Source organism: Streptomyces sp. NPDC043853 (genome assembly GCF_056436025.1).
Window position 1 is genome coordinate 126208 of the sequence record NZ_JBWKDJ010000019.1, and the last position, 21522, is coordinate 147729.

The 21522-nt window shown below is 71.8% G+C and carries 20 protein-coding genes and 1 riboswitch; of the genes, 11 read left to right on the top strand and 9 right to left on the bottom strand.

The features are described 5' to 3' along the window. Positions 1-170 precede the first annotated feature (170 nt). Positions 171-2426, bottom strand: a complete 2256-nt coding sequence (glgX, locus tag AC067U_RS34310) for a glycogen debranching protein GlgX (RefSeq protein ID WP_478833745.1) — start codon at positions 2424-2426, stop codon at positions 171-173. A 171-nt stretch (positions 2427-2597) separates the two neighbouring features. Here glgX and AC067U_RS34315 point away from each other — a divergent pair, with 171 nt between their 5' ends. From AC067U_RS34315 to AC067U_RS34350, 8 genes are all read left to right on the top strand, one after another. After that, the gene (locus AC067U_RS34315; protein ID WP_478833746.1) at positions 2598-3854 is read left to right on the top strand and encodes a L,D-transpeptidase; all 1257 of its coding nucleotides are present in this window, start codon (positions 2598-2600) and stop codon (positions 3852-3854) included. 207 nt (positions 3855-4061) lie between these two features. Continuing rightward, the gene (locus AC067U_RS34320) at positions 4062-5912 is read left to right on the top strand and encodes a choice-of-anchor A family protein (protein WP_478833747.1); all 1851 of its coding nucleotides are present in this window, start codon (positions 4062-4064) and stop codon (positions 5910-5912) included. Between the two features lie 175 nt (positions 5913-6087). Next, entirely contained in the window at positions 6088-6831 is a 744-nt protein-coding gene (locus AC067U_RS34325; protein ID WP_478833748.1) for a L,D-transpeptidase family protein, read from the top strand. A 121-nt stretch (positions 6832-6952) separates the two neighbouring features. Beyond that, positions 6953-8179 (top strand): L,D-transpeptidase, encoded by a 1227-nt coding sequence (locus AC067U_RS34330; protein ID WP_478833749.1) that lies wholly within the window; start codon positions 6953-6955, stop codon positions 8177-8179. 72 nt (positions 8180-8251) lie between these two features. Beyond that, positions 8252-9019 (top strand): enoyl-CoA hydratase/isomerase family protein, encoded by a 768-nt coding sequence (locus AC067U_RS34335; protein ID WP_478833750.1) that lies wholly within the window; start codon positions 8252-8254, stop codon positions 9017-9019. A 264-nt stretch (positions 9020-9283) separates the two neighbouring features. Then, positions 9284-9787: an ATP-binding protein gene (locus AC067U_RS34340; RefSeq protein ID WP_478833751.1), complete on the top strand. Its 504-nt coding sequence runs from the start codon at positions 9284-9286 to the stop codon at positions 9785-9787. A gap of 431 nt (positions 9788-10218) precedes the next feature. After that, positions 10219-10992, top strand: coding sequence for a polysaccharide deacetylase family protein (locus AC067U_RS34345; protein ID WP_478833752.1), 774 nt, complete (start codon positions 10219-10221; stop codon positions 10990-10992). Further along, on the top strand, positions 10989-12173 hold the full coding sequence (locus AC067U_RS34350) for a YncE family protein (protein ID WP_478833753.1): 1185 nt from the start codon (positions 10989-10991) through the stop codon (positions 12171-12173). Before AC067U_RS34345 ends, AC067U_RS34350 begins: the two co-directional genes overlap by 4 nt. Positions 12174-12239: 66 nt before the next feature. On the opposite strand, the gene AC067U_RS34355 is transcribed toward AC067U_RS34350, so the two are convergent. After that, the gene (locus AC067U_RS34355; protein ID WP_478833775.1) at positions 12240-13433 is read right to left on the bottom strand and encodes a cytochrome P450; all 1194 of its coding nucleotides are present in this window, start codon (positions 13431-13433) and stop codon (positions 12240-12242) included. Beyond that, a complete protein-coding gene (locus AC067U_RS34360) occupies positions 13423-14220 on the bottom strand; it encodes a tRNA-dependent cyclodipeptide synthase (RefSeq protein WP_478833754.1) in 798 nt (265 codons plus the stop codon). The genes AC067U_RS34355 and AC067U_RS34360 overlap by 11 nt, the downstream gene beginning before the upstream one ends. A gap of 280 nt (positions 14221-14500) precedes the next feature. Here AC067U_RS34360 and AC067U_RS34365 point away from each other — a divergent pair, with 280 nt between their 5' ends. Next, a complete protein-coding gene (locus tag AC067U_RS34365; protein WP_478833755.1) occupies positions 14501-14713 on the top strand; it encodes an EF-hand domain-containing protein in 213 nt (70 codons plus the stop codon). A gap of 62 nt (positions 14714-14775) precedes the next feature. Here the strand turns inward: AC067U_RS34365 and AC067U_RS34370 are convergent, their stop codons facing one another. From AC067U_RS34370 to AC067U_RS34390, 5 genes are all read right to left on the bottom strand, one after another. Continuing rightward, positions 14776-15324: a PadR family transcriptional regulator gene (locus AC067U_RS34370; protein ID WP_478833756.1), complete on the bottom strand. Its 549-nt coding sequence runs from the start codon at positions 15322-15324 to the stop codon at positions 14776-14778. 62 nt (positions 15325-15386) lie between these two features. Further along, positions 15387-16214: an energy-coupling factor ABC transporter ATP-binding protein gene (locus AC067U_RS34375; RefSeq protein WP_478833757.1), complete on the bottom strand. Its 828-nt coding sequence runs from the start codon at positions 16212-16214 to the stop codon at positions 15387-15389. Next, a complete protein-coding gene (gene cbiQ, locus AC067U_RS34380; RefSeq protein WP_478833758.1) occupies positions 16211-16969 on the bottom strand; it encodes a cobalt ECF transporter T component CbiQ in 759 nt (252 codons plus the stop codon). Before cbiQ ends, AC067U_RS34375 begins: the two co-directional genes overlap by 4 nt. Before the next feature lie 4 nt (positions 16970-16973). Beyond that, positions 16974-17324: an energy-coupling factor ABC transporter substrate-binding protein gene (locus tag AC067U_RS34385; RefSeq protein WP_478833776.1), complete on the bottom strand. Its 351-nt coding sequence runs from the start codon at positions 17322-17324 to the stop codon at positions 16974-16976. 35 nt (positions 17325-17359) lie between these two features. After that, positions 17360-18046, bottom strand: coding sequence for an energy-coupling factor ABC transporter permease (locus tag AC067U_RS34390; protein WP_478833759.1), 687 nt, complete (start codon positions 18044-18046; stop codon positions 17360-17362). Between the two features lie 29 nt (positions 18047-18075). After that, positions 18076-18268, bottom strand: a riboswitch (cobalamin riboswitch). A gap of 109 nt (positions 18269-18377) precedes the next feature. Here AC067U_RS34390 and AC067U_RS34395 point away from each other — a divergent pair. Further along, positions 18378-18947 carry a DJ-1/PfpI family protein gene (locus AC067U_RS34395; RefSeq protein WP_478833760.1) on the top strand — a complete coding sequence of 190 codons (570 nt, stop codon included), beginning with the start codon at positions 18378-18380 and terminating at the stop codon, positions 18945-18947. A gap of 68 nt (positions 18948-19015) precedes the next feature. On the opposite strand, the gene AC067U_RS34400 is transcribed toward AC067U_RS34395, so the two are convergent. Next, on the bottom strand, positions 19016-19549 hold the full coding sequence (locus AC067U_RS34400; protein WP_478833761.1) for an AMIN-like domain-containing (lipo)protein: 534 nt from the start codon (positions 19547-19549) through the stop codon (positions 19016-19018). Positions 19550-19761: 212 nt separating this feature from the next. Here AC067U_RS34400 and AC067U_RS34405 point away from each other — a divergent pair. Further along, a partial coding sequence (locus tag AC067U_RS34405; protein WP_478833762.1) for a DNA translocase FtsK occupies positions 19762-21522 on the top strand: 1761 nt, incomplete at its 3' end.

The following is a 21522-nucleotide window of genomic DNA, read 5'->3' on the forward strand; positions in this document are numbered from 1 at the left end:
AGCGAAGTCGAGAGCTCGGGGGTGGGGGTCCCCCGGACGGAGTCCGGGGGAGGTGGGCACACGGCACCCCGGTTCCGCGAGGGTGCGCGCAGCCTCCCCGCACCCCGGTCCGGGTACGGGTCGGGCCCTCCGGGCGGGAGCTCCGCTCCAGGGGCCCGGCAGGGACGGGGTCAGCCGGCCACGCGCAGCAAGAGCACCGCGCGCGCCGGCACGGCGATGGTCTGGCCGCCGCGGAACCGGGTCCCCGGAATCGCCGTCTGGTCCTCCCGCGACGTGTCCAGCACCACCTCGTACGCGGAAGCCCATGGCGGGCCCGGCAGGATCCACGACAGCGGCCGGTCCCCGGCGTGCAGCAGCGCCAGGAAACTGTCGTCCGTCACCTGACGGCCCCGCTCGTCCCGGCCCGGGATGTCACGCCCCGACAGGTACAGGCCCAGCGCGGCCGTCGGCGCGTACCAGTCCCGTTCCGTCATCTCCGTCCCCGCCGGGGTGAACCAGGCCAGGTCCCGCAGCCCGTCCGCACCCTGCGGCCGGCCCGAGAAGAACGCCCGCCGCCGCAGCACCGGATGCCTCCGCCGCAGCGCAAGCAGTCGCCGCGTCAGCGCGAACAGGTTCTGCCAGCCCGGGTCCGACAGCAGCGACCAGTCCACCCACCCGGTCTCGTTGTCCTGGCAGTACGCGTTGTTGTTGCCGCCCTGGGTGCGCCCGAACTCGTCCCCCGCCACCAGCATCGGCACGCCCGTCGACAACAGCAGCGTGGTCAGCAGGTTCCGCAGCTGCCGCCGGCGCAGCGCCCCGATCCGAGGGTCGTCCGTCTCGCCCTCCGCCCCGCAGTTCCACGACCGGTTGTCGTTCGTCCCGTCCCGGTTGCCCTCCCCGTTGGCCTCGTTGTGCTTCCGCTCGTACGACACCAGGTCGCGCAGGGTGAAACCGTCGTGGGCGGTCACGAAGTTCACCGAGGCGTACGGTCGCCGGCCGCCCCACGCGTACAGGTCGCTGGACCCCGACAGCCGGTACCCCAGGTCCCGTACGTCTGGCAGCGCGCCCCGCCAGAAGTCCCGCACCGCGTCCCGGTAGCGGTCGTTCCACTCCGTCCACAGCGGCGGGAACGCGCCCACCTGGTAGCCGCCCGAGCCCACGTCCCACGGCTCGGCGATCAGCTTCACCCGGCGCAGCACCGGATCCTGCGCGATCACCGCCAGGAACGGCGACAGCATGTCCACGTCGTGCATCGACCGGGCCAGCGCCGCCGCCAGGTCGAAGCGGAAGCCGTCCACCCCCATCTCCGTCACCCAGTACCGCAGCGAGTCCGTGATCAGCCGGAGCACGTGCGGCCGGCCCGCGTGCAGGGTGTTCCCGCACCCCGTGTAGTCGGCGTACCTCCGCTGGTCGTGCTGGAGCCGGTAGTAGCCGCGGTTGTCGATGCCGCGCAGCGACAGCATCGGCCCCAGTTCCCCCGACTCCGCCGTGTGGTTGTAGACCACGTCCAGGATCACCTCTATCCCGGCCGCGTGCAGCGCCCGCACCATCCGCTTGAACTCGCCGACCTGCTGCCCGGCCGTCCCGCTGGACGAGTACGCGGCGTGCGGCGCGAAATAGCCGATGGAGTTGTACCCCCAGTGGTTCTTCAGCCCCCGCCGCAGCAGGTGGTCCTCGTGCGCGAACTGGTGCACCGGCAGCAGCTCCACCGCCGTCACCCCCAGCCGCGTCAGGTGCTCGACCGCCGCCGGGTGCGCCAGCCCCGCGTACGTGCCGCGCAGCTCCGGCGGAACGTCCGGGTGCCGCATGGTGAACCCGCGCACGTGGAGCTCGTAGATGACCGAGTCCGCCCAGGGGGTCTTCGGCCGGACGTCGTCCGCCCAGTCGTCGTCATCGTGGACCACCACCCCCTTCGGCACGAACGGCGCCGAGTCCCGGTCGTCCCGCACCGTGTCCGCGATGTACTGCTGCGGCCAGTCCCGGACGTGTGCGTACACCTCGGGCGGCAGTGCGCTGTAGTCGTTCCCGGGGGCCCCGTCGACGGCCCGCGCGTACGGGTCCAGCAGCAGTTTCGCCGGGTTGTACCGGGCGCCGGTCCACGGGTCCCACCGGCCGTGCACCCGGAACCCGTAGCGCTGACCGGGCATCACCCCCGGCACGAACCCGTGCCAGATCTCGTGGGTCAGCTCGGTCAGCGCGCACCGGGTCTCGCCGCCCCGGTGGTCGAACAGGCACAGCTCCACCGCCTCGGCGCCCTGCGCCCACAGCGCGAAGTTCGTGCCCGCGACCCCGTCCGGACCCGCCCGGTACCGCGCCCCCAGCGGATGCGAGGACCCCGGCCACACCGGCGGCCCCGGGCGCGCGGACGCCCGTACGGATCCGTTCACCCGGTGTGCGGGCGCCACGTGACCGCCCTCCACCACCTCTTTTTCGGCTGCGCTCGACACCTGCCCGCCTCCACGGCTGTCGGAGGCCGGGCGGGAGAGGGTGTGCGGCCCCGGCGTCCCGGTCGGGGCCCGCCCCCGTCTGGTCCTCCCCACTGTTCTGCCCGGACCGCGCTGTCAGGAACGTGGGCCGCGCCGACGTTTCCCCCGGCGGGCCCCGTCGTTGGACGGATCGTGAGACTTGTGACGTCCGGGCGGGCGAGGCGGGCAGCGGCGGCCGTGGCCGGCGTGGTGGCATGGGCGGGGCTGCTGGGCGGAGTTTCCGGCTGCACCGCGGACGGCGGGTCCCCGGTGGAGGTGGCGCTCCCCGGCAGAGCCCGGGCCCCGGAGGAGGCCATCCGGATCACCCCGGAGGACAACGCCAAGGCCGTACCGGCCGACGGCCCGCTGAGCGTGTCCGTCCCCGAGGGCCGGCTGGAGCGGGTGGTGGTGACCAAGGTCGAGGACGCCCAGGAGGAGCGGGTCCCCGGCAGGATCGCCCCCGACGGGCTCAGCTGGAGCCCCGACCCGGCGTACGGGAAGCTCGCGCTGGCGGCCAAGTACACGGTGGACGCGGTGGCCGTCGACGGGCACGACCGCCGCCAGGCCCGGCACACCACCTTCACCACCTACGTGCCCGAGGAGCGGTTCATCGGCTACTTCAAGCCCGAGAACCGCTCCACCGTGGGTACCGGGATGATCGTCTCCTTCCGGTTCAGCAAGTCCATCAAGAACCGCGCCGACGTCGAACGCGCGATCTCCGTCACCGCGAAGCCGGCGGCCGAGGTCTCCGGCCACTGGTTCGGCGAGGACCGCCTGGACTTCCGGCCCAAGGAGTACTGGAAGCCCGGGACCGAGGTGACGGTCGCCATCCGGCTGCGCGACGTCGAGGGCGCCCCGGGCTCGTACGGCATCCAGAACAAGACGGTCCGCTTCACCGTGGGGCGGCACCAGGTCTCCACGGTGGACGCCGAGGACCACACCATGACCGTCCGGCGCGACGGCGAGGTCCTCTCCACCATTCCGGTCACCGCCGGAGCCCCGAAGTCCACCACCTACAACGGCAAGATGGTGGTCACCGAGATGTTCGACGTCACCCGGATGAACGGCGCGACCGTCGGGTTCACCGCCGAGGACGGCAAGGGCGAGTACGACATCCCCGACGTGCCGCACGCCATGCGGCTCACCAGCTCCGGCACCTTCCTGCACGGCAACTACTGGGCCGCCCCGAGCACCTTCGGTTCCACCAACGCCAGCCACGGCTGTATCGGCCTGCGCGACGACAAGGGCGGCGGTGCCGACACCCCGGCCGGCTGGTTCTTCGACCGCACCCTGGTCGGGGACGTCGTCGAGGTCGTCAACTCGGAGGACAAGACGGTCGCCCCGGACAACGGGCTGGGCGGCTGGAACATGTCCTGGGTGCAGTGGATCGCCGGCTCGGCGCTCGCCTGACCGGGAACCGCCCGGCGGCGGCCCCGGTGGCGGACCCGGCGGCGGCCCCGGTGGCGGATCGGCCGAACGCGAATCGCCCGGACGTGGATCGCATCAGGGTGATTGGTGTGACCGGTTTGCCGTAACGGGGGAGTGTCCGTTCCCGCCCCGCACGGAAGTGCGCCGAGCCTGTCAGGGCCACCGACGGCGGGAAACGGACGGAGTGTCATGACAGTCAGGACAGCAAGGGTGTGGCCGCTCGGCCTCGCGATCACCGCGGTGCTCGCCGCGGCGGCCCCCGCCCTCGCCGCCGGCCCGGCCGGCACCGGGGTCGGCCCCGCCGCGCCCGTCCCCCGGACGGCCGGCTTCCCGGCCGTCCGTGCCCTCCCGGCCGCCGAGCTGCGGGCCCCGCTGCCCGACGGCCTGGGCCCCTGCGTCCCCGGCGACTGCCCGCCCGTCCACCCCGAACCGGGCAACGGGACGATCGCGGGTCGCGACAACGCCGTCAACATGTTCGTCGGCGGGGACTTCCAGGTCCGCCGCGGCGCCGCCGAGGCCGAAGGACGGATCGTCGTCCTCGGCAACTTCGACATGGAGAAGATCGGCTCGCCCACCACCAGCGACGTCTACAACGTCGGCCTCGTCGGCGTCGGCTCCCGGGTCCCGCCCGCCGACGGCACGGACTTCCTCACCGTCGGCGGCACCATCCGGGTGGCCGCCGGCCAGCGGCTGCTCGCCGACGGCGGCACGGTCCGGCACGCCGGCACCGTCACCGGCACGGTCACCGGCCGGCTCGTCGCCGACCCCGCCGCCACCACCCCCTACGCCGGCATCCGGGCCCGCCTCACCGCCGCGAGCAAGTGCTACGCCCGGACCGGCGGCCGGCCCCGGACCGCCACCGGCACCGTGACGCTGAGCCCGACCGAGGCCGTCTTCACCGGCGACGGCAGCTCCGCCCTCCAGGTGTTCAACGTGGAGTCCGACCTGGCGGGCCCCGCCGACGCCGCCGTGTTCGTCCGCTTCACCGGCATTCCGGCCGGGGCGACCGTCCTGGTCAACGTGCTGGGCGACGACCCGCTGGTCTCCTTCAACAACGGCAGCCACCCCGCCGGGCTCCGCGAGAAACTGCTGTGGAACTTCCCCGACGCGGCCGACGTCCGGCTGCACGGCACCGCCCAGTTCCAGGGCTCCACCCTCATCGCCGAGCCGCTCTCGCAGACCTCGGTCCGACTGCCCGGCGTGAACGGACGCTTCTTCACGGCCGGCGGCCTGACCCACACCGGCGCCTCGGGCACCGGCAACTTCGGCCAGGAGTTCCACTCCTACCCGTTCACCGGCGATCTGCCGGACTGCGGTGACACCCCCGTCCCGCCCGACCCGGACGGCGGCAGCCTGTGGGTCCGCAAGACCGACCGGGGCTCCGGCGCACCGCTCGCCGGGGCCCGCTTCCAGCTGTGGCGGGAGACCAACGGCACGGCCGGCCTGCAGCACACCGGCACCACCCCCGACGAGCTCGTGTCCGGCGACTGCACCACCGGGGAGGACGGCCGCTGCGGGGCCGCCGTGCCGCCGGGCACCTACTACTGGCGGGAGACCGCCGCCCCGGACGGCTACGACCTGCCGGCCGACCCGGTCAGCGGGCCGCACGTACTGAACGCGGCCAACGCCGCCGCGGGCGTGACCGCGGAGGTCCGCAACACCAAGGACGACTACCGGGGCTTCATCCGCGTGCAGAAGAAGGACGCCAAGACCAAGCGTCCGCTGCGCGGCGCGGTCTTCGAGGTCTGGAAGGAGTCCAACAACACCGCCGGCCTCCAGACCATCGGCATCAACCCCGACCGCCGCATCGGCGAGGGCTGCGCCACCGACGGCGCCGGGGTCTGCGAGTTCGGCCCGCTGTACTCCGGCCGGTACTACCTGTGGGAGACCGACGTCCCCGAGGCCTACGTCGTCCCGGACAAGGACGTGACCGGCCCGCTCACCCTGGACGCCGCCACCCCGGGCCACCGGGTGGAGGTGACGGTGTTCAACAAGCGCGACGATTACGGCAAGGACCCCGTGAAGTCGACCGGGCGCTGACCGGACCCGGCCGGCGCGCACCGGCCCCCGCCCGGTCCTCCGCAGGCCCCTCCCGCCCGGTCCTCCGCCCGGCCGCCCCGGACGGCCCCGCCCGGGTGGTCCGATGTGATGACCCGCTCACCGCATCGGAGCACCCGGGCGCGCCCGTGCCGTCCCGGCGGGATTCGCTGGTCCCATGACGCACCGACACCTCACCGGGCGCGGGACGGTGAACCGCCGGACCGCGGGCACCGCGGGCCTGACCCTGGCCCTGACGCTCGCCCTGACCGGACTGACGGGCCCGGCCGCCGCCCCCGCGGCCGCGGCGGACGGTGCCGCCCGCGCCGATTCCTGCACCGCGCGCACCGGCCCCTACCAGCGGGAGCTGGAGGCACACCTCGGCCGGACCGTGGACGGGGTGCAGTCCCCCGGGGACTGCACGGCCGTACGGGAGTTCCAGAAGGCCCAGGGGCTCAGCCCGGCCGACGGCTACCCGGACGTGGCCACCTACCGCGCCATGCTCGTCGTACAGGCCACGCCCAACCCGAACAAGGCGGGCAAGTGCCCCGTCCGGAACCACCGGGTGACCTGCATCGACATGGACCGTCAGCTGCTGTGGGTGCAGCGCGGATCGAAGGTGGTCTTCGCGCCGGTGCCGATCCGCACCGGCCGGGACGACCAGGAGACCCGGCTCGGCTGGCACGAGATCTACTGGCGGAACAAGGACCACGTCTCCACCCTGTACGACACCCCCATGCCCTACGCCCAGTTCTTCAACGGCGGCCAGGCCGTCCACGGGGCCTACGGGGACCTCTTCGCGTACGGCGGCTCGGCGGGCTGCGTCAACCTGTACCCCGAGGACGCGGCCCGGCTCTGGGACCTGCTCACCGAGGGGGACGCCGTCTACGTCTGGGGAACCAAACCGGGCACCGACGGCTGACGCCCTTCCCGGCCGGACCACGACCCCTGTTGGGACCGAACGGTGACAAAGCCGTAGCTCTTCGTCATACCCCCGTGTGATTACCTGTTTCCATGCGCGCGAAGGTCCGCGCGCGGGGGACATGGGGAGAAGAAGAGTGAAACTGCAGCCGACGCGTGCCCTGTCGGCCCTGGTGCTGGGGGCGGCCCTGCTGCTCACCTCGGCGTGCAGCGGCGGCGGAGACAACACCGGCAGCGGCGGAGACAACGGCAAGGGCGGCGGCAGCGGCAAGACCGGGACCGAGGCGTCCCAGGCGGTCGTCACCGTCAAGCCGGAGGACGGCGCCAAGGAGGTCGCCACCAGCGGCGTCCTGAAGATTTCCGCGACGGGCGGCAAGCTCGCCACCGTCACGGTCGCCGACACCAAGGGCAATCCCGTCGAGGGCAAGATGTCGGCCGACGGCGCGAGTTGGGAGCCCTCCCGGCACCTGGGCTCGGCCACCGAGTACAAGGTGCACGCGGTCGCCAAGGACGGCGCCGGCCGGGAGTCCGCGAAGGACGTCACCTTCACCACCCTCACCCCGAAGAACACCTTCATCGGGCACTACACCCCCGAGGACGGCTCGGAGGTGGGCGTGGGCATGCCCGTCTCCGTCAACTTCAGCCGCGGCATCACCAACCCGGAGGCCGTGGAGAAGGCGATCACCGTCACCTCCGAGCCCTCGGTGCCGATCGAGGGCCACTGGTTCGGCAACGACCGGCTCGACTTCCGCCCGGAGAAGTACTGGGCGGCGGGCACCAAGGTGACCGTCAAGCTGAACCTGGACGGCGTCGAGGGCCGCCCCGGGGTCTACGGCAAGCAGACCCGCACGGTGCAGTTCAGGATCGGCCGCTCCCAGGTCTCCACGGTCGACGCGAGCACCCACCAGATGCAGGTCGTGCGCGACGGCCAGGTCTTCAAGAACCTCCCCATCACCGCCGGCGCCCCGTCGACCACCACGTACAACGGTGAGATGGTCATCAGCGAGAAGTTCAAGGTGACCCGGATGAACGGCGACACCGTCGGCTTCGGCGGCGAGTACGACATCAAGGACGTGCCGCACGCGATGCGCCTGTCCACCTCGGGCACCTTCGTGCACGGCAACTACTGGGCCTCTTCGAGCACCTTCGGCTCCGAGAACGTCAGCCACGGCTGCGTGGGCCTGCGCGACGTGCGCGGCGCCGGTGACCCCGACGCTCCCGCCGCCTGGTTCTTCGACAACTCGATCATCGGCGACGTGGTGATCGTGAAGAACTCCAAGGACAAGAAGATCGCCCCGGAGAACGGCCTCAACGGCTGGAACATGCCCTGGTCGGAGTGGATCAAGTAGGAGGGCGGCACGGCCGGGTAACCCTGGTCACCCCTGCTACCGAAGCCGGTTAACGGGCACTAACGTGCCCGTATGACCATCTCTCTCGAAGTCTCCGAAGGCGTCGGCACCATCCGCCTGGACCGGCCGCCCATGAACGCCCTGGACATCGCGACCCAGGACCGGCTGCGCGAGCTGGCGGTGGAGGCCACCGACCGCGCCGACGTCCGCGCGGTGATCCTCTACGGCGGGGAGAAGGTGTTCGCGGCCGGAGCGGACATCAAGGAGATGCAGGTCATGGACCACGCGGCGATGGTCGCGCGGTCCCGGGCCCTGCAGGACTCCTTCACCGCGGTGGCCCGGATCCCCAAGCCGGTGGTCGCGGCCGTCACCGGCTACGCCCTGGGCGGCGGCTGCGAGCTCGCGCTGTGCGCGGACTACCGGATCGCCGCGGACAACGCCAAGCTCGGGCAGCCGGAGATCCTGCTCGGCCTGATCCCCGGCGCGGGCGGCACCCAGCGGCTGTCCCGGCTGATCGGCCCGTCCAAGGCCAAGGACCTGATCTTCACCGGCCGGATGGTGAAGGCCGACGAGGCGCTCTCCCTCGGCCTGGTCGACCGGGTGGTGCCGGCCGCCGAGGTGTACGAGCAGGCGCACGCCTGGGCCGCCAAGCTGGCCCAGGGCCCGGCCATCGCGCTGCGCGCGGCGAAGGAGTGCGTGGACGCGGGCCTGGAGGCGGACATCGACACCGGCCTCGCCATCGAACGCAACTGGTTCGCGGGCCTGTTCGCCACCGAGGACCGCGAGCGCGGCATGCGCAGCTTCGTGGAGGAGGGCCCGGGCAAGGCCAAGTTCCTCTGATCCGGGGCGTGATGGGACGGGGCCGACGCCGGGCATCGCCCCTGCGGGTGGATTAGCCGGGCCTTAAGGCAGCCTTAAGGGCATCGGAAGATCCACTCACCGTGATGACCGCTCGACGGTGTGTCATCGCTGGTCAGGTGCCGTTTTTGCGCCCACTGCCTGCCTCCGGCATATGACGAAACGCCCCCTCGGAGCTTCCGGTTCCAGGGGGTGTTTTCGCGCGGAACGGCCCGGAGGGCCCCCCGCGCCCTCCATGATGGGTGCATGGCGGGCCTGGAGGGTGTGGAACAACCGCGGCAGCGCAGCGGCGCTTCCGCTTTACGGCTCAACGCGGCTCTCGAGGACGAACAGGGCCTCAAAGCCCTGGAGTTGTACGGGAACCCGGCCGAGGGGGAGGTGACCCTGCCGTCGCGACCCGAATCGGCGAGCACCGCGCGCCGGCTGACCCAGTACGCGGTGGTCCGGATGTGGGGGCTCTCCCCGCAGGTGGCCGAGCACGTGGTGCTGCTGGTCTCGGAGCTCGTGGGCAACGCGGTCCGGCACACGGGGGCCCGGTCGTTCGGGTTGAAGCTGCTGCGCCGGCGCGGCTGGATCCGGGTGGAGGTGCGGGACCCCTCGCGGGGGCTGCCCTGTCTGATGCCGGTGCACGAGCTGGACACCACGGGCCGCGGGCTGTTCCTGGTGGACAAGCTGTCCGACCGCTGGGGTGCGGACCTGCTGCCGCGCGGCAAGACGACCTGGTTCGAGATGCGCGTCGCCGACCGCTGAGGAAGGCCGAGGACGGCGCCGCCGAGGCCGCCGACGACACGGCCGGCGCGGCCGGAAAACCAGAAGCTCCCTGACCGCCGTGGTGGGCGTCGCGGGAGCTTCATGGGTTCGCCGAGGATCAAAGGGGGTGTGTGATCCTCGGCGTGGGCGACTTCGCTCGGGTCAATGGGAAGGCGCGACTCCGACTATGGCAGACGGGCGCCCAAAACGCCAAAAGTCCCGAGTCGGACATAAGTGTGCATATAGCAAGAGTTTCTAGCTAAATCTTAGGTGAGGTCGGCCACTCGCCTGGCAATCGATGAACATATATCGAACGCTCTGCATACTTCGTTGATCGAATAGCGGACGAGCGTCGGTCCGGATGGGTGCATCAAAGGTCCCGAATTGGGTCAATCGTTATCTTCTGGGCGTCCCGGCTCTTAAATGAGCAGGTGATCTGCCATCCGGACCGCCGAACGGCCCTCCGCACCGGCGCCGCGGTCGCCGCCGGAGCCCTCGCCGCCGCCTGCGGCGCGCCCCGCCCGGCCGCCCCGCCCGGCGTCCCGCCCCCGGCCCGCCCGGCCGCCCCGCCGGCCGCGCCCGCCCCCCGGGCCTTCCGCGGGCAGCCGGACCAGATCGACCACGGCCCGCGGACCGTGCGCCGGGTCGCCCTCACCTTCCACGGCAACGGGGACCCGGCCACCGCCCGCGCGGTGCTCGCCGAGGCCGCGAAGGCCGGCGCGCGGGTGACCGTACTGGCCGTGGGGGAGTGGCTCGACGCCCACCCGGAGATGGCCCGCCGGATCCTGGACGGCGGCCACGACCTCGGCAACCACACCCAGCGCCACACCGACATCAACGCGATGACCGAGGAGGTGGCGTACGCCGAGATCGAGGCCTGCGCACGGCGGCTGAAGCGGCTCACCGGCTCCATCGGCACCTGGTTCCGGCCGTCCAGGACGCAGTACGCCGCCGCTCCGGTGCTGAAGGCCGCCCGGCGGGCCGGCTATCCGCACGTCCTCTCCTACGACGTGGACTCCCTCGACTTCACCTCGCCCGGTGCCGCGGCCGTCATCCGCACCGTCACCGGGGAGATCCGTCCCGGATCGGTGGTGAGCCTGCACTTCGGCTACGCGGACACGGTCGACGCGATGCCCTCCCTCCTCGAAGAACTCGCGCGCCGCGACCTGCGCGCGGTGACCACCACGGAGCTGCTGACCCCATGACGACCACCCGCCTTCACCGGAAGGCCGCCGTGCTGCTGGCCGGACTGGCCCTCGCCGCCCTGGCCGGCTGCGGATCCGACGGCAAGGGCAGCCCCGAGGCGCTCGGCACCAACGCCGCCGCCCGGCAGGCCGAGGTGCCCGCCGCCCCGCCGGCACTCGCCGGGATGCCCCCGCTGCTCGACCCGAAGGACGTCTACGCCGCGGACCGGCCGGGGAAGCTCTCCCCGGTGGTCGAGGACTTCCCGTCCCGGGTGTACGTGCCCAACACCGGCTCCAACACGGTCTCGGTGATCGACCCGGCCACCTACCGGGTCATCGACACCATCCCGGTCGGCGTGCAGCCGCAGCACGTGGTGCCGTCCTGGGACCTGAAGACCCTCTGGGTCAACAACAACCGGGGGCACACCCTGACCCCGATCAACCCGGCGACCGGGGAGGCGGGCGACCCCGTCGAGGTGCACGACCCGTACAACCTGTACTTCACGCCCCACGGCAAGTACGCGGTGGTCATGGCCTCGCTGGACCGGGAGCTGGTCTTCCGGGACCCGCACACCATGGACCGGGTGAAGACCGTGCCGGTCAGCTGCTTCGGCGTCAACCACGCCGACTTCTCGGCGGACGGCCGGTACTTCATCGTCTCCTGCGAGTTCTCCGGCGAACTCCTCAAGGTGGACACGGAGAAGATGGAGGTCGTCGGCCAGCAGAAGCTCCCCTTCGAGGGCGCGATGCCGCAGGACGTGAAGATCTCCCCGGACGGCAAGACCTTCTACATCGCGGACATGATGGCGGACGGCATGTGGGTGCTGGACGGGGAGAAGTTCACCGAGCCCAAGCTGCTGCTCACCGGCAAGGGCTGCCACGGCCTCTACGTCAGCCGGGACTCGAAGGAGATGTACGTCTCCAACCGGGGCGAGGGCACGGTCTCGGTCTTCGACTTCCCGCAGAACAAGCTCACCAAGAAGTGGGACCTGCCCGACGGCGGCAGCCCCGACATGGGCGGGGTCTCCGCCGACGGCAAGGTGCTGTGGCTCTCCGGCCGGTACGACGGCGAGGTCTACGCGATCGACACCGCCACGGGCAAGCAGCTGGCCCGGATCAAGGTGGGCAACGGCCCGCACGGCCTGGCCGTGTACCCGCAGCCCGGCCGCTACTCGCTGGGCCACACCGGCATCTTCCGCTGAGCGGCCGAGGCCGGACACGTTGGTCGACGGCGCCCCGGGACACCGCTCCCGGGGCGCCGTCCGGCATCACCAGGCGACCGGGAGCCGCTCCGCCAGTCGCTTGATGAAGCCCGTGCGCCAGACGAGGTTCTCCGCGGGAACCGCCAGGCGCAGCTCGGGAAGCCGCTCGGTGAGGACCTCCAGCGCGATCTCCGCGTGGGCCCGGCCGAGCGCCGTGGCCGGGCAGAAGTGCCGACCGCCACCGAAGGCGAGGTGGGGATTGTGCTCGCGCTCGAAGTCGAGCCGCTCGGGGTGGTCGAACACCGCCGGGTCGAAGTTGGCCCCCTCGATCAGCACCAGCACCAGCTCGCCCTCGCGCACCAGGACCTCGCCGAGCCGGACGTCGGCCAGGGCGATGCGGGGCAGCCCGTCGCCCACCGACAGGTTCCAGCGCAGCAGCTCGTCGACCGCCTTGCCCATCCGCTCGGGACGGTCGCGCAGCCAGGTGATGAGCTCCGGCCGCTGGAGCAGCGCCAGCACGGCGAGTACCAGGAAGGCCGAGGTGGACACCGCGCCCGCCCCGAACAGGGAGACGGCCACGGTGGCGAACATGTCGTCGGTCAGATGGGCCGACTCGGGGTCCGCCTCGCGCAGCCGGGCGAACCGGCCCAGCAGCCCCGTACGCGCCCCGTCGTCCGCGGCGAGCTGTTCCCGGAACCGGTCGGCGAAATAGCCGACGTCCTTGTACCAGTTGAGGGCGGAGTCGGCGAAGGGCACGCGCGCCGTCATGAACGCGACGTCCAGGCCCGACATCAGCCGGCGCCAGTCCTCCTGCGGCACTCCCAGGACGTGGCAGTGCAGGGCGGCCGAGTACGGGTCCGCGAAGGCGGCCCGCAGGTCGACCGGGCCGCCCTCGGCCGTGAAGGCGTCGACCAGGGCGTGCGCGGTGGCGCGGAGGAACTCCGGCAGCCCCTCCTGGCGCGGGTTCAGGGACTTCATCACGGCGTCGCGGAGCCCCGCGCTGTTGATGTTGCCCATGTTGTTGACGACCTCGGGCGGGATCGTCAGCGCGTACTGGCGCGGCACCCCGGCGTTCGCGGTGTCCTTGAGGCTGAACCGCTCGTCCTCCAGGACCTGCTTGGCCAGCGCGTGGCTGCTCACCAGCCAGGCGGTGTCCCCGGTGAGGGTGCGCACCCGGGCCACCGGGGCCTTCTCGCGCAGCCAGGAGCACTCCTCCGGGAGCACGTCACCGCGCCGGGAGAGCGGGAAGTCAAGCTGCACGCTGGTCAACGGTGTCCCCTTCACAGGTTCCGGCGGTCTGGGTGCTCTGGGTGCCTTGGGTGTCCTGGGCGCTGTGGGTGCCGTGGGTGCCGTGGGCGGTCTCGGGCCGTACGACGGCGTACGCCTGGTTGCGGGTGGCGCGCAGGCCTCCGCCGCGGGCGAACAGCACCTCGGTCATCGGCATCGGCACGTGGTACGCCGCGACCGACGACGGCACGTCGAGAATTCCGGGCGTATCGATGAAGAAGGGGAGTTCCGCCGCCAGGTAGTCGAAACACACCCGGAGCTGCTCATCGGTGATCGATTCGCCGTCCGGAAGCTTGGACCCGACGAAGTGCAGGGCCATCTCCTCGCAGCCCTTGCGGAATTCGTCATCGGTCTCCAGGAAATGCAGCACGCGCCGGTGCAGCAGCTGGTAAACGGGATTGCCCTGGAATTCGGACAGGGCCCGCACCCGGACCTCGGGTCTCTCTGATCCCGACTCCCCGACACCTTTGAGGATCCTCCGCCGGACCGCCTTGATCTCCTTCGCGGCGCGCTTGGCCGCATGCTCCGGCGTGTACCCGAAGGCGGCGAACATGCGGTCCACGTGGAGGTCCGCGTAGACGAAGTCCACCTGCGCGAAGCGGGTCACGGCCCACCTGGCGAGGCCGGCTATGCGCTCGGCGCTGAAGTAGCCGTTGCCGGGACTCACGCCGATGAGCACATGGTCGCCGTCTTCCCAGATATGGCGGCAGGTGCGCGTGAAGGGCAGAACTTCGAATGATGCGTCAACTGTGATCGTCACTTTTTGATCGCCCTTGTTTGCCGCTTGTCCCTGGGAGCCCCGCGCTCCTGGTGTGGCGGCAATGGCGGTACGTTATTCCGCGGCCCCGGAGCGTGACAAGAGGAATGGGGACCTGTTCGCTGGAATTATTCGTTCCGCCGCTGGCCGGGCCCCTGTGTTCCGCGTTACGGAAGGGTAATTGAATGAATTCCGACCGTCCGACCGGGACCCCGACTGCGCCGGGGCCGGGGGTGCCGCTACCCTGAGCCGGTCAACCAGCACCAAGAAGGGGTGGATCCCAGTGGCGGACATCGAGAGCGCCAAGGCGACGTTCGGACGCTTCGACAAGGACGGCGACGGGTTCGTCACCGCCGACGAGTACCGCGAGGCCATGGCGGCCATGGGCGACTTCGCCGTGACCGGCCCGGTGGCCGAGGCCGTCATCAAGTCCAAGGACCTCGACGGCGACAAGCTGCTGTCCTTCGACGAGTTCTGGGCCTCCCTGAACAAGTAAGCGGCTCCACGCCCCTTCCGCCGGCCCCGGTTTCGCCCCCCAGTGGGCGCACCGGGGCCGGTTCAGTCCCGGCCGCCCTCCATGGCCTCGACCTCGGCGAGCGCCTCCTCCAGCCAGCGCAGCCAGAAGCCCTCCAAGGCGGTCCCGCCGTGCAGCACGAGCCGGCGCAGCCGGTCCTCGGGGGCGTCCCGGCCGGGCGGGAAGTCGCGCTCCTCGATGGCCTCGTACACGGCCAGCTGCTGCCGGTGCAGCTCCAGATGGCGCCGCAGCTCCGCGAGCAGGCCCTGGGTGCCCACCATGGCGGCCGCCCGGATCCGCAGCAGCAGCGGATCCCGGATCGCCTTGGGGTCCTGGCTCTCCCCGACCCACCGGAGGAGCTCCGCCCGCCCGGCGGGCAGCACCTCGAACTCCTTCTTCTGCCCCCGGGAGGGCTGTGCGGTCGGCAGTGCCCGGATCAGCCCGCCCTCCTCCAGCTTCCCGAGCTCCCGGTAGATCTGCTGGTGCGTCGCCGACCAGAAGTACCCGATGGACCGGTCGAACCGCCGGGTCAGCTCCAGCCCTGACGAGGGCTTCTCCAGCAGGGCGGTCAGGATGGCGTGCGGCAGCGACATGCGGCCATCGTAGGGACTGGTCCTCGGGGTGGAGCAGGGCCGCCGGTCAGGATGCCCGCCGGTCAGGCCGGCGCGGAGAGCTCCTCCGGGGTGCGCGGCCCGGGAGAGCCGTGGGGGAGGAGGCCGTGGGCGCGCAGGAACGAGGTCACCGCCGGGGACCACGCCTGCCGCAGCCCCGCCGCGGCCAGCAGCTCGGGATCCGCCAGCAGCTCACCCGCCGGCCCGGTCCGGATCCCGCCGCGGGTCAGCACCGCCGCGTCATCGGCCCAGCGCACCGCCAGGTCCACGTCATGCGTGGCCATCACCACCGTCGTGGACTCCAGCCCCGCCAGCACCTCCAGCAACCGCTCCTGCCCGTCCGGGTCCAGCCCGGCCGTCGGCTCGTCCAGGATCAGCACCCGGGGCCGCATCGCCACCGCCCCGGCGATCGCCGCCCGCTTCCGCTGCCCGTAGGACAGCAGGTGCGTGGGCCGGTCGCGCAGCGCCGTGATGTCCAGGGCCTCCAGCGCGGCGTCCACCCGGGCGCGCACCTCCGGGTCGGGCAGCCCCAGGTTCAGCGGCCCGAAGGACACGTCCTGCTCCACCGAGGCGGCGAACAGCTGGTCGTCCGGGTCCTGCACCACCAGCTGGACCGAGGACCGCAGCCGGGTCAGGCCCGCCCGGTCGTGGGAGACCGGCGAGCCGTCCAGCAGCAGCCGGCCGGCGGCGGGCCGCAGCCCCCCGCTCAGCAGCCGCATCAGGGTGGTCTTGCCGCTGCCGTTGCGGCCCAGCAGGGCCAGCGAACGGCCCTCGGCGATGCCGAAGTCCACCCCCGACAGCACGGCCGGCCCGTCCTCGTACGCGTACTCCGCGCCCGCCAGTTCCACCACTGCTCCGCCGTACGGCTTCACGCCCACACTCCCAGCAGTCCTCTCAGCACGAACGTCGCGGCGATCACCGCGCACAACAGCCCCCCGGACGCGGCCAGGAACCGCCACGACACCGACGCCCGGGGCACCAGCACCCGCAGGGTGCCGTCGTAGCCCCGGCCCGCCAGCCCCGCCTGGAGCCGCCCCGCCCGGTCGAAGGCCCGGACGAAGGCGGTGGAGGCCAGCCCGGCCACCGAACGCCACGCCGCCGCCCGGCTGTTGTTCCCCAGCCGGGCCGCCTGTGCCGTACGCACCTGCGCCAGTGAGTCCAGCAGCAGGAATCCGATCCGGTACATCACCAGGGCCACGTCGACCACCGGCGCCGGCACCCCGGCCCGCACCAGCCGGGGCAGCACGTCCGAGACCGGGGTGGTGAACGCGAACAGCAACACCCCGAGCGAGGCCGCCGACGTACGGAGCAGCAGGTCGGCCGCGTGCCGCGGCCCGTCCGGGGCCAGCGCGACCCAGCCGTCCGGGCCGCCCACGGCGAACAGCAGCGGCACCGCCCCGGTGAAGCAGAAACCGAGCGGGATCCGGAAAGCCCGCCACAGCCGCCGCCCGGGCACCCCGGCCGGGCCGAGCAGCACGGTCAGCGTGGCCGCGGCCACCAGCGGTCCGCCCGGCCAGGGCGGCAGGCTCACCGCCGTCACCGTCAGGCCGAGGCCCAGCAGGGCCTTCTCCAGCGGGTGGCGGCCGCGCCAGCGGCTGCTGTGCGCGGCCGCGTCGATGGGCAGCACGGACTCAGGACCCCGCGGAGGGACCGGCCGGGTCCCCGGCCACGGCCGCGCCGGACGCCGCCGCGCCCTGCCGGCGCCCGCGCCGCAGCCCGAAGTAATACGCGAGCACCCCCGCGCCGATCGCCGCCTGCAGGGCGAACAGCGCGGACTCCACCTCCGCGGACGGGGGTTCGTACAGCGGGGAGAACCACGGCTCGTAGTCCGGCTTCAGCTCGGTGATCGCCGCCTCGGCCTGCGCGTCCGCGCCGGTGAACGGCTCCTCCTTGCCCTCCCCGAGCCCCAGCACGAGCGGCAGTACGGCCAGTGCCGCCACCAGGAGCAGCAGCAGGAGGTTGACCCTGGTGTTCTTCGACATGCCCTTCGACATGCCCTTCGGCGTGCTGTTCGCCATCAGACCGCGGCCTCCTGCTTCTTGGTGAGCTCGGCGATGCCCAGCCGGACCAGGTCCGACCTGCTGGACTGCATCAGCAGCCGCATCACCAGCACGGTGAGCAGCCCCTCGCTGACGGCGAGGGGGATCTGGGTGACGGCGAAGATCCCGCCGAACTTGGCGAGTGAGCCGAGGAAGCCGCTGCCCGGGTCGGGGAAGGCCAGCGCCAGCTGGACCGAGGTCACGCAGTAGGTCACCAGGTCGGCGAAGAAGGCGCCGAAGAAGACCGAGACCATCAGCGGCGCCCCGGATTTCCCCAGCAGCCGGTAGGCGGCGTAGCCCGCCCAGGGGCCGGCGATCGCCATCGAGAAGACGTTGGCGCCGAGGGTGGTCAGTCCGCCGTGGGCCAGCAGCAGGGCCTGGAACAGCAGGGTGATCGTGCCGAGCACGGCCATGATCGGGGGCCGGAACAGGATCGCCCCCAGCCCCGTCCCGGTCGGGTGCGAACAACTGCCCGTCACCGAGGGGATCTTCAGGGCCGACAGGACGAACGTGAACGCACCGGACGCGCCGAGGAGCAGCGTGCTCTCCGGGTTCTCCTTGACCTCACGGGTCAGCGCGCGCACGCCGTGGACGACGAACGGAGCGGACGCGACGCCCCAGGCGACCGCGTGCAACGGGGGTAGGAACCCCTCGGCAATATGCATGGGTTGGGAGACCTCTCCAGCACCTCGTGGATGGACAACGCGCCCTGGCCGGTCTCCTGGCTCACGGGTGCTGATGCCCTGGCTCCGCCTTCCCGGGCCGTGCGGTCTCCCGCGTCGGCCCAGTGGCCTCCGTGAGGATGGAGCCGGACTTCCCGATCACAGTGGCGAGGGCCGCACCGGTTTTCCACCGGTTTCCCGTACACCAAGGCCAGATGACCCTAGTCGTCCGGCCTCGGGTGCCACAACCCGCCCCCTCCCGGCCGGTTTGGGCGGCCGACGCGCGGGCAGGGTCGCCGGGGTCCACATGTGCCCCACATCACAGGAGCAGCCCATGGCAGTGAAGGTCCTCATCGTCACCGGTGACGCGGCGGAGTCGCTGGAAGTCCTCTATCCGTACCAGCGGCTCCTCGAAGAGGGGTACGAGGTCCACATCGCGGCCCCGGCGGTGAAGAAACTCCGCTTCGTGGTGCACGACTTCGAGGACGGCTTCGACACCTACACCGAGAAGCCGGGCTACACCTGGCCGGCCGACGTGGCGTTCGCGGACGTCGACCCGGGGCAGTACGCCGCGCTGGTGATCCCCGGCGGGCGGGCGCCCGAGTACCTGCGCAACGACCCCGAGGTGAAGCGGATCATCGCCGCCTTCACCGGGGCCGACAAGCCGGTCGCGCAGATCTGCCACGGCCCGCTGATGACCGCGGCCGCCGGGAGCCTGGACGGGCGCAAGGTCACCGCGTACCCGGCGCTGGAGCTCGACATGCGGGGCGCCGGCGGGACCTTCGAGAACTCGGAGGCGGTGGTGGACGGCACCCTGGTGTCGGCCCGGGTCTGGCCCGACCACCCGGCCTGGATGCGCGCGTTCCTGACGGTCCTGCGTTCCAAGGCGCCGGTCGGCGGCTGACGGGCGACCGGCCGGGCCCCGGGGCGTGCGACGACCCCGGGGCCCGGCGGGTACTGCTCAGGTGCCGCTCAGCAGACGTTGGCGTGCTTGACGTCCAGCACGAACCGCTCCGGGCTGTGCAGCTTGAACGTCTTGTAGACGGGATAGGTGTGGAAGGCGGCGCCGAAGGTCACGTACCCCTCGTAGTCGCCGGTCATGGCGATTCCCTTGAGCTTCGGCAGCCAGATCCGCTGCAGCTTGGGACCTTGGTAGACGGACTTCCCGGCATCGTTGTGGGCGGCGGCCGGGTTGAGCCGGATCTCCAGGAAGTACCTGCCCGCGAGCGGGACCGGCTTGCCGGACCCGTCGTAGTACAGCCTGGCGGTCCGGCGGACGGTGACGTCGGGGACGTAGCCCTTCACGTCGATGACGAGCCGGTCGTACGTGCAGTGGCCGCCCCAGCGGGCGTTGACCACGAGCGGGGTCGTGCTCCAGGTGGTGGCCGGCTCCGCGGCCGGGAGCTGCGCCGAGGCAGGCGCGGCGAACCCGATTCCGGCGGTGAGGAGGGCACCCGTGGCCAGGGCCACGAGCTGCCGGCGGCGTATGCGGTGGATGTGCTTCATGGCGTCCCCCGGTTTCTCCGGATGTAAGGGGACAAGGCTGACAACGATGGAGACATCCACCGTCCGCGTTCGGTTCCCGCGACGCGACCGCAATGCGCCGAGTTCCGTGTCCACACGGTGATGCCACCGGAATCGCGGCGCAGGCCCGGACGTACGATCACCGCGGCGTCTTCGGTGCGGAGGTCGCCACTCGCTGTGCCGTGGAGGGGATAGTGCAGGGGACACGGATCGCGGACCGCTACCGGGTGACCGGGTTGCTCGGCGCCGGGGGCATGGGCCGTGTCTGGCGGGCGTACGACGAGAAGCTGGGCCGCGAAGTCGCCGTGAAGACCCTGGCCGTGGGGGAACACGTGGAGTACGAGCGGGCCGAGGCCCGCTTTGAGCGGGAGGCCAGGCTCGTCGCAGGGCTGCACAGCCCGCACGTCGTCACCCTGCACGACGTCGGTTCGACTCGCGTCCAGGAGCAGACGCTCCTGTTCCTCGTGATGGAGCTGCTCACCGGACGGACCCTGGACGAGGTGATGCGTCAGGGCGCGCCCCGCTTGGAGGCGGTGGCCAACTGGGGCGTGCAGGTGTGTGAGGGTCTGGCGACTGCTCATGGGGCCGGTGTGCTTCACCGGGACATCAAGCCGGCGAACGTGATGGTCACGAACCGGGGGGTGGCCAAGATCCTCGACTTCGGCATCGGCATGCTGCTCGATGCTTCGGCGTCCCAGCCGGCGCTGACCACCACGGGAGTGGTGATCGGTACGCCCGCGTTCATGTCTCCCGAGCAGGCGCAGGCCCTCGTGGTGGACCACCGCAGCGATCTGTACTCCTTGGGGTGCGTGCTCTACGCGCTGCTCACCGGTCGGCCGCCGTTCTCCGCCGCAGGCGGGGTCGCGCTGCTCGTCAAGCACGTGACGGAGGAACCCGTGGCCCCCAGCCGTCTCCGCTACGGCCTTCCCAAGGCATGGGACGAGCTCGTCCTCGCCCTCCTCGCCAAGGACCCGGCGCTCCGCCCGGGGGAGGCGCTGGACGTACGTGATCGCCTGCGTGCGATCGCAGGCGGGGACACCGATCCGGCCGGAAGCAGGTTGTGGCAGTTCACCCGCCGGATCCTGCGGCGCGCGGACCGGGCGGGCGACGTCCGGGCGGCAGAGTTCCCGGCGGCCGACCTGCCGGTGGCCGCTGCCCCCGTCTCGCCTGCGCCGCGAGGACCGCTGCCTGCCGTTCCGGCGCCGCCTGTTCTCCCACCGGTGCCGTTGGAACCTCCCACCCAACCGCTACCTGCACCGGCTCCGACCCGCGTTCTCGAAAGCCCTCCGAGTCCGGCACCCCCCGCACACCGGGCCGAGCAGCTCCAGCTGCGCCGGTACGTCACGTACGCGCTGCCCTCGCTCGACCTCTTGGCGCGAGGCGGACCGGCCAAGACCCGCAGTGCCGCCAACGACGCGGCCATCGAGGCGCTGCGGGCGGTCTTCGACGCGTTCGGGGTCGACGCCGATGTCACCGGCTTCACCCGGGGGCCGACGGTCACCCGGTACGAAGTCACGTTGGGCGCCGCGGTGATGGCCACCCGGATCACGGCGCTGGCGAAGAACATCGCCTACGCGGTGGCCTCCCCGGACGTGCGGATCATCAGCCCGATCCCGGGCAAGTCGGCGGTCGGCATCGAGATCCCGAACACCGACCGGGAGATGGTCAACCTCGGCGACGTGCTGCGGCTCGCGGACGCGGCCGAGGACGACCACCCGATGCTGGTGGCCCTCGGCAAGGACGTCGAGGGCGGCTACGTGATGGCCAACCTGGCGAAGATGCCGCACGTGCTGGTCGCCGGTGCCACCGGCAGCGGCAAGTCCTCCTGGATCGACAGCGTGATCACTTCGGTCATGATGAGGGCCACCCCGGAGGACGTGCGGATGGTGCTCGTCGACCCCAAGCGGGTCGAGCTGACCGCGTACGAGGGCATCCCGCACCTGATCACGCCGATC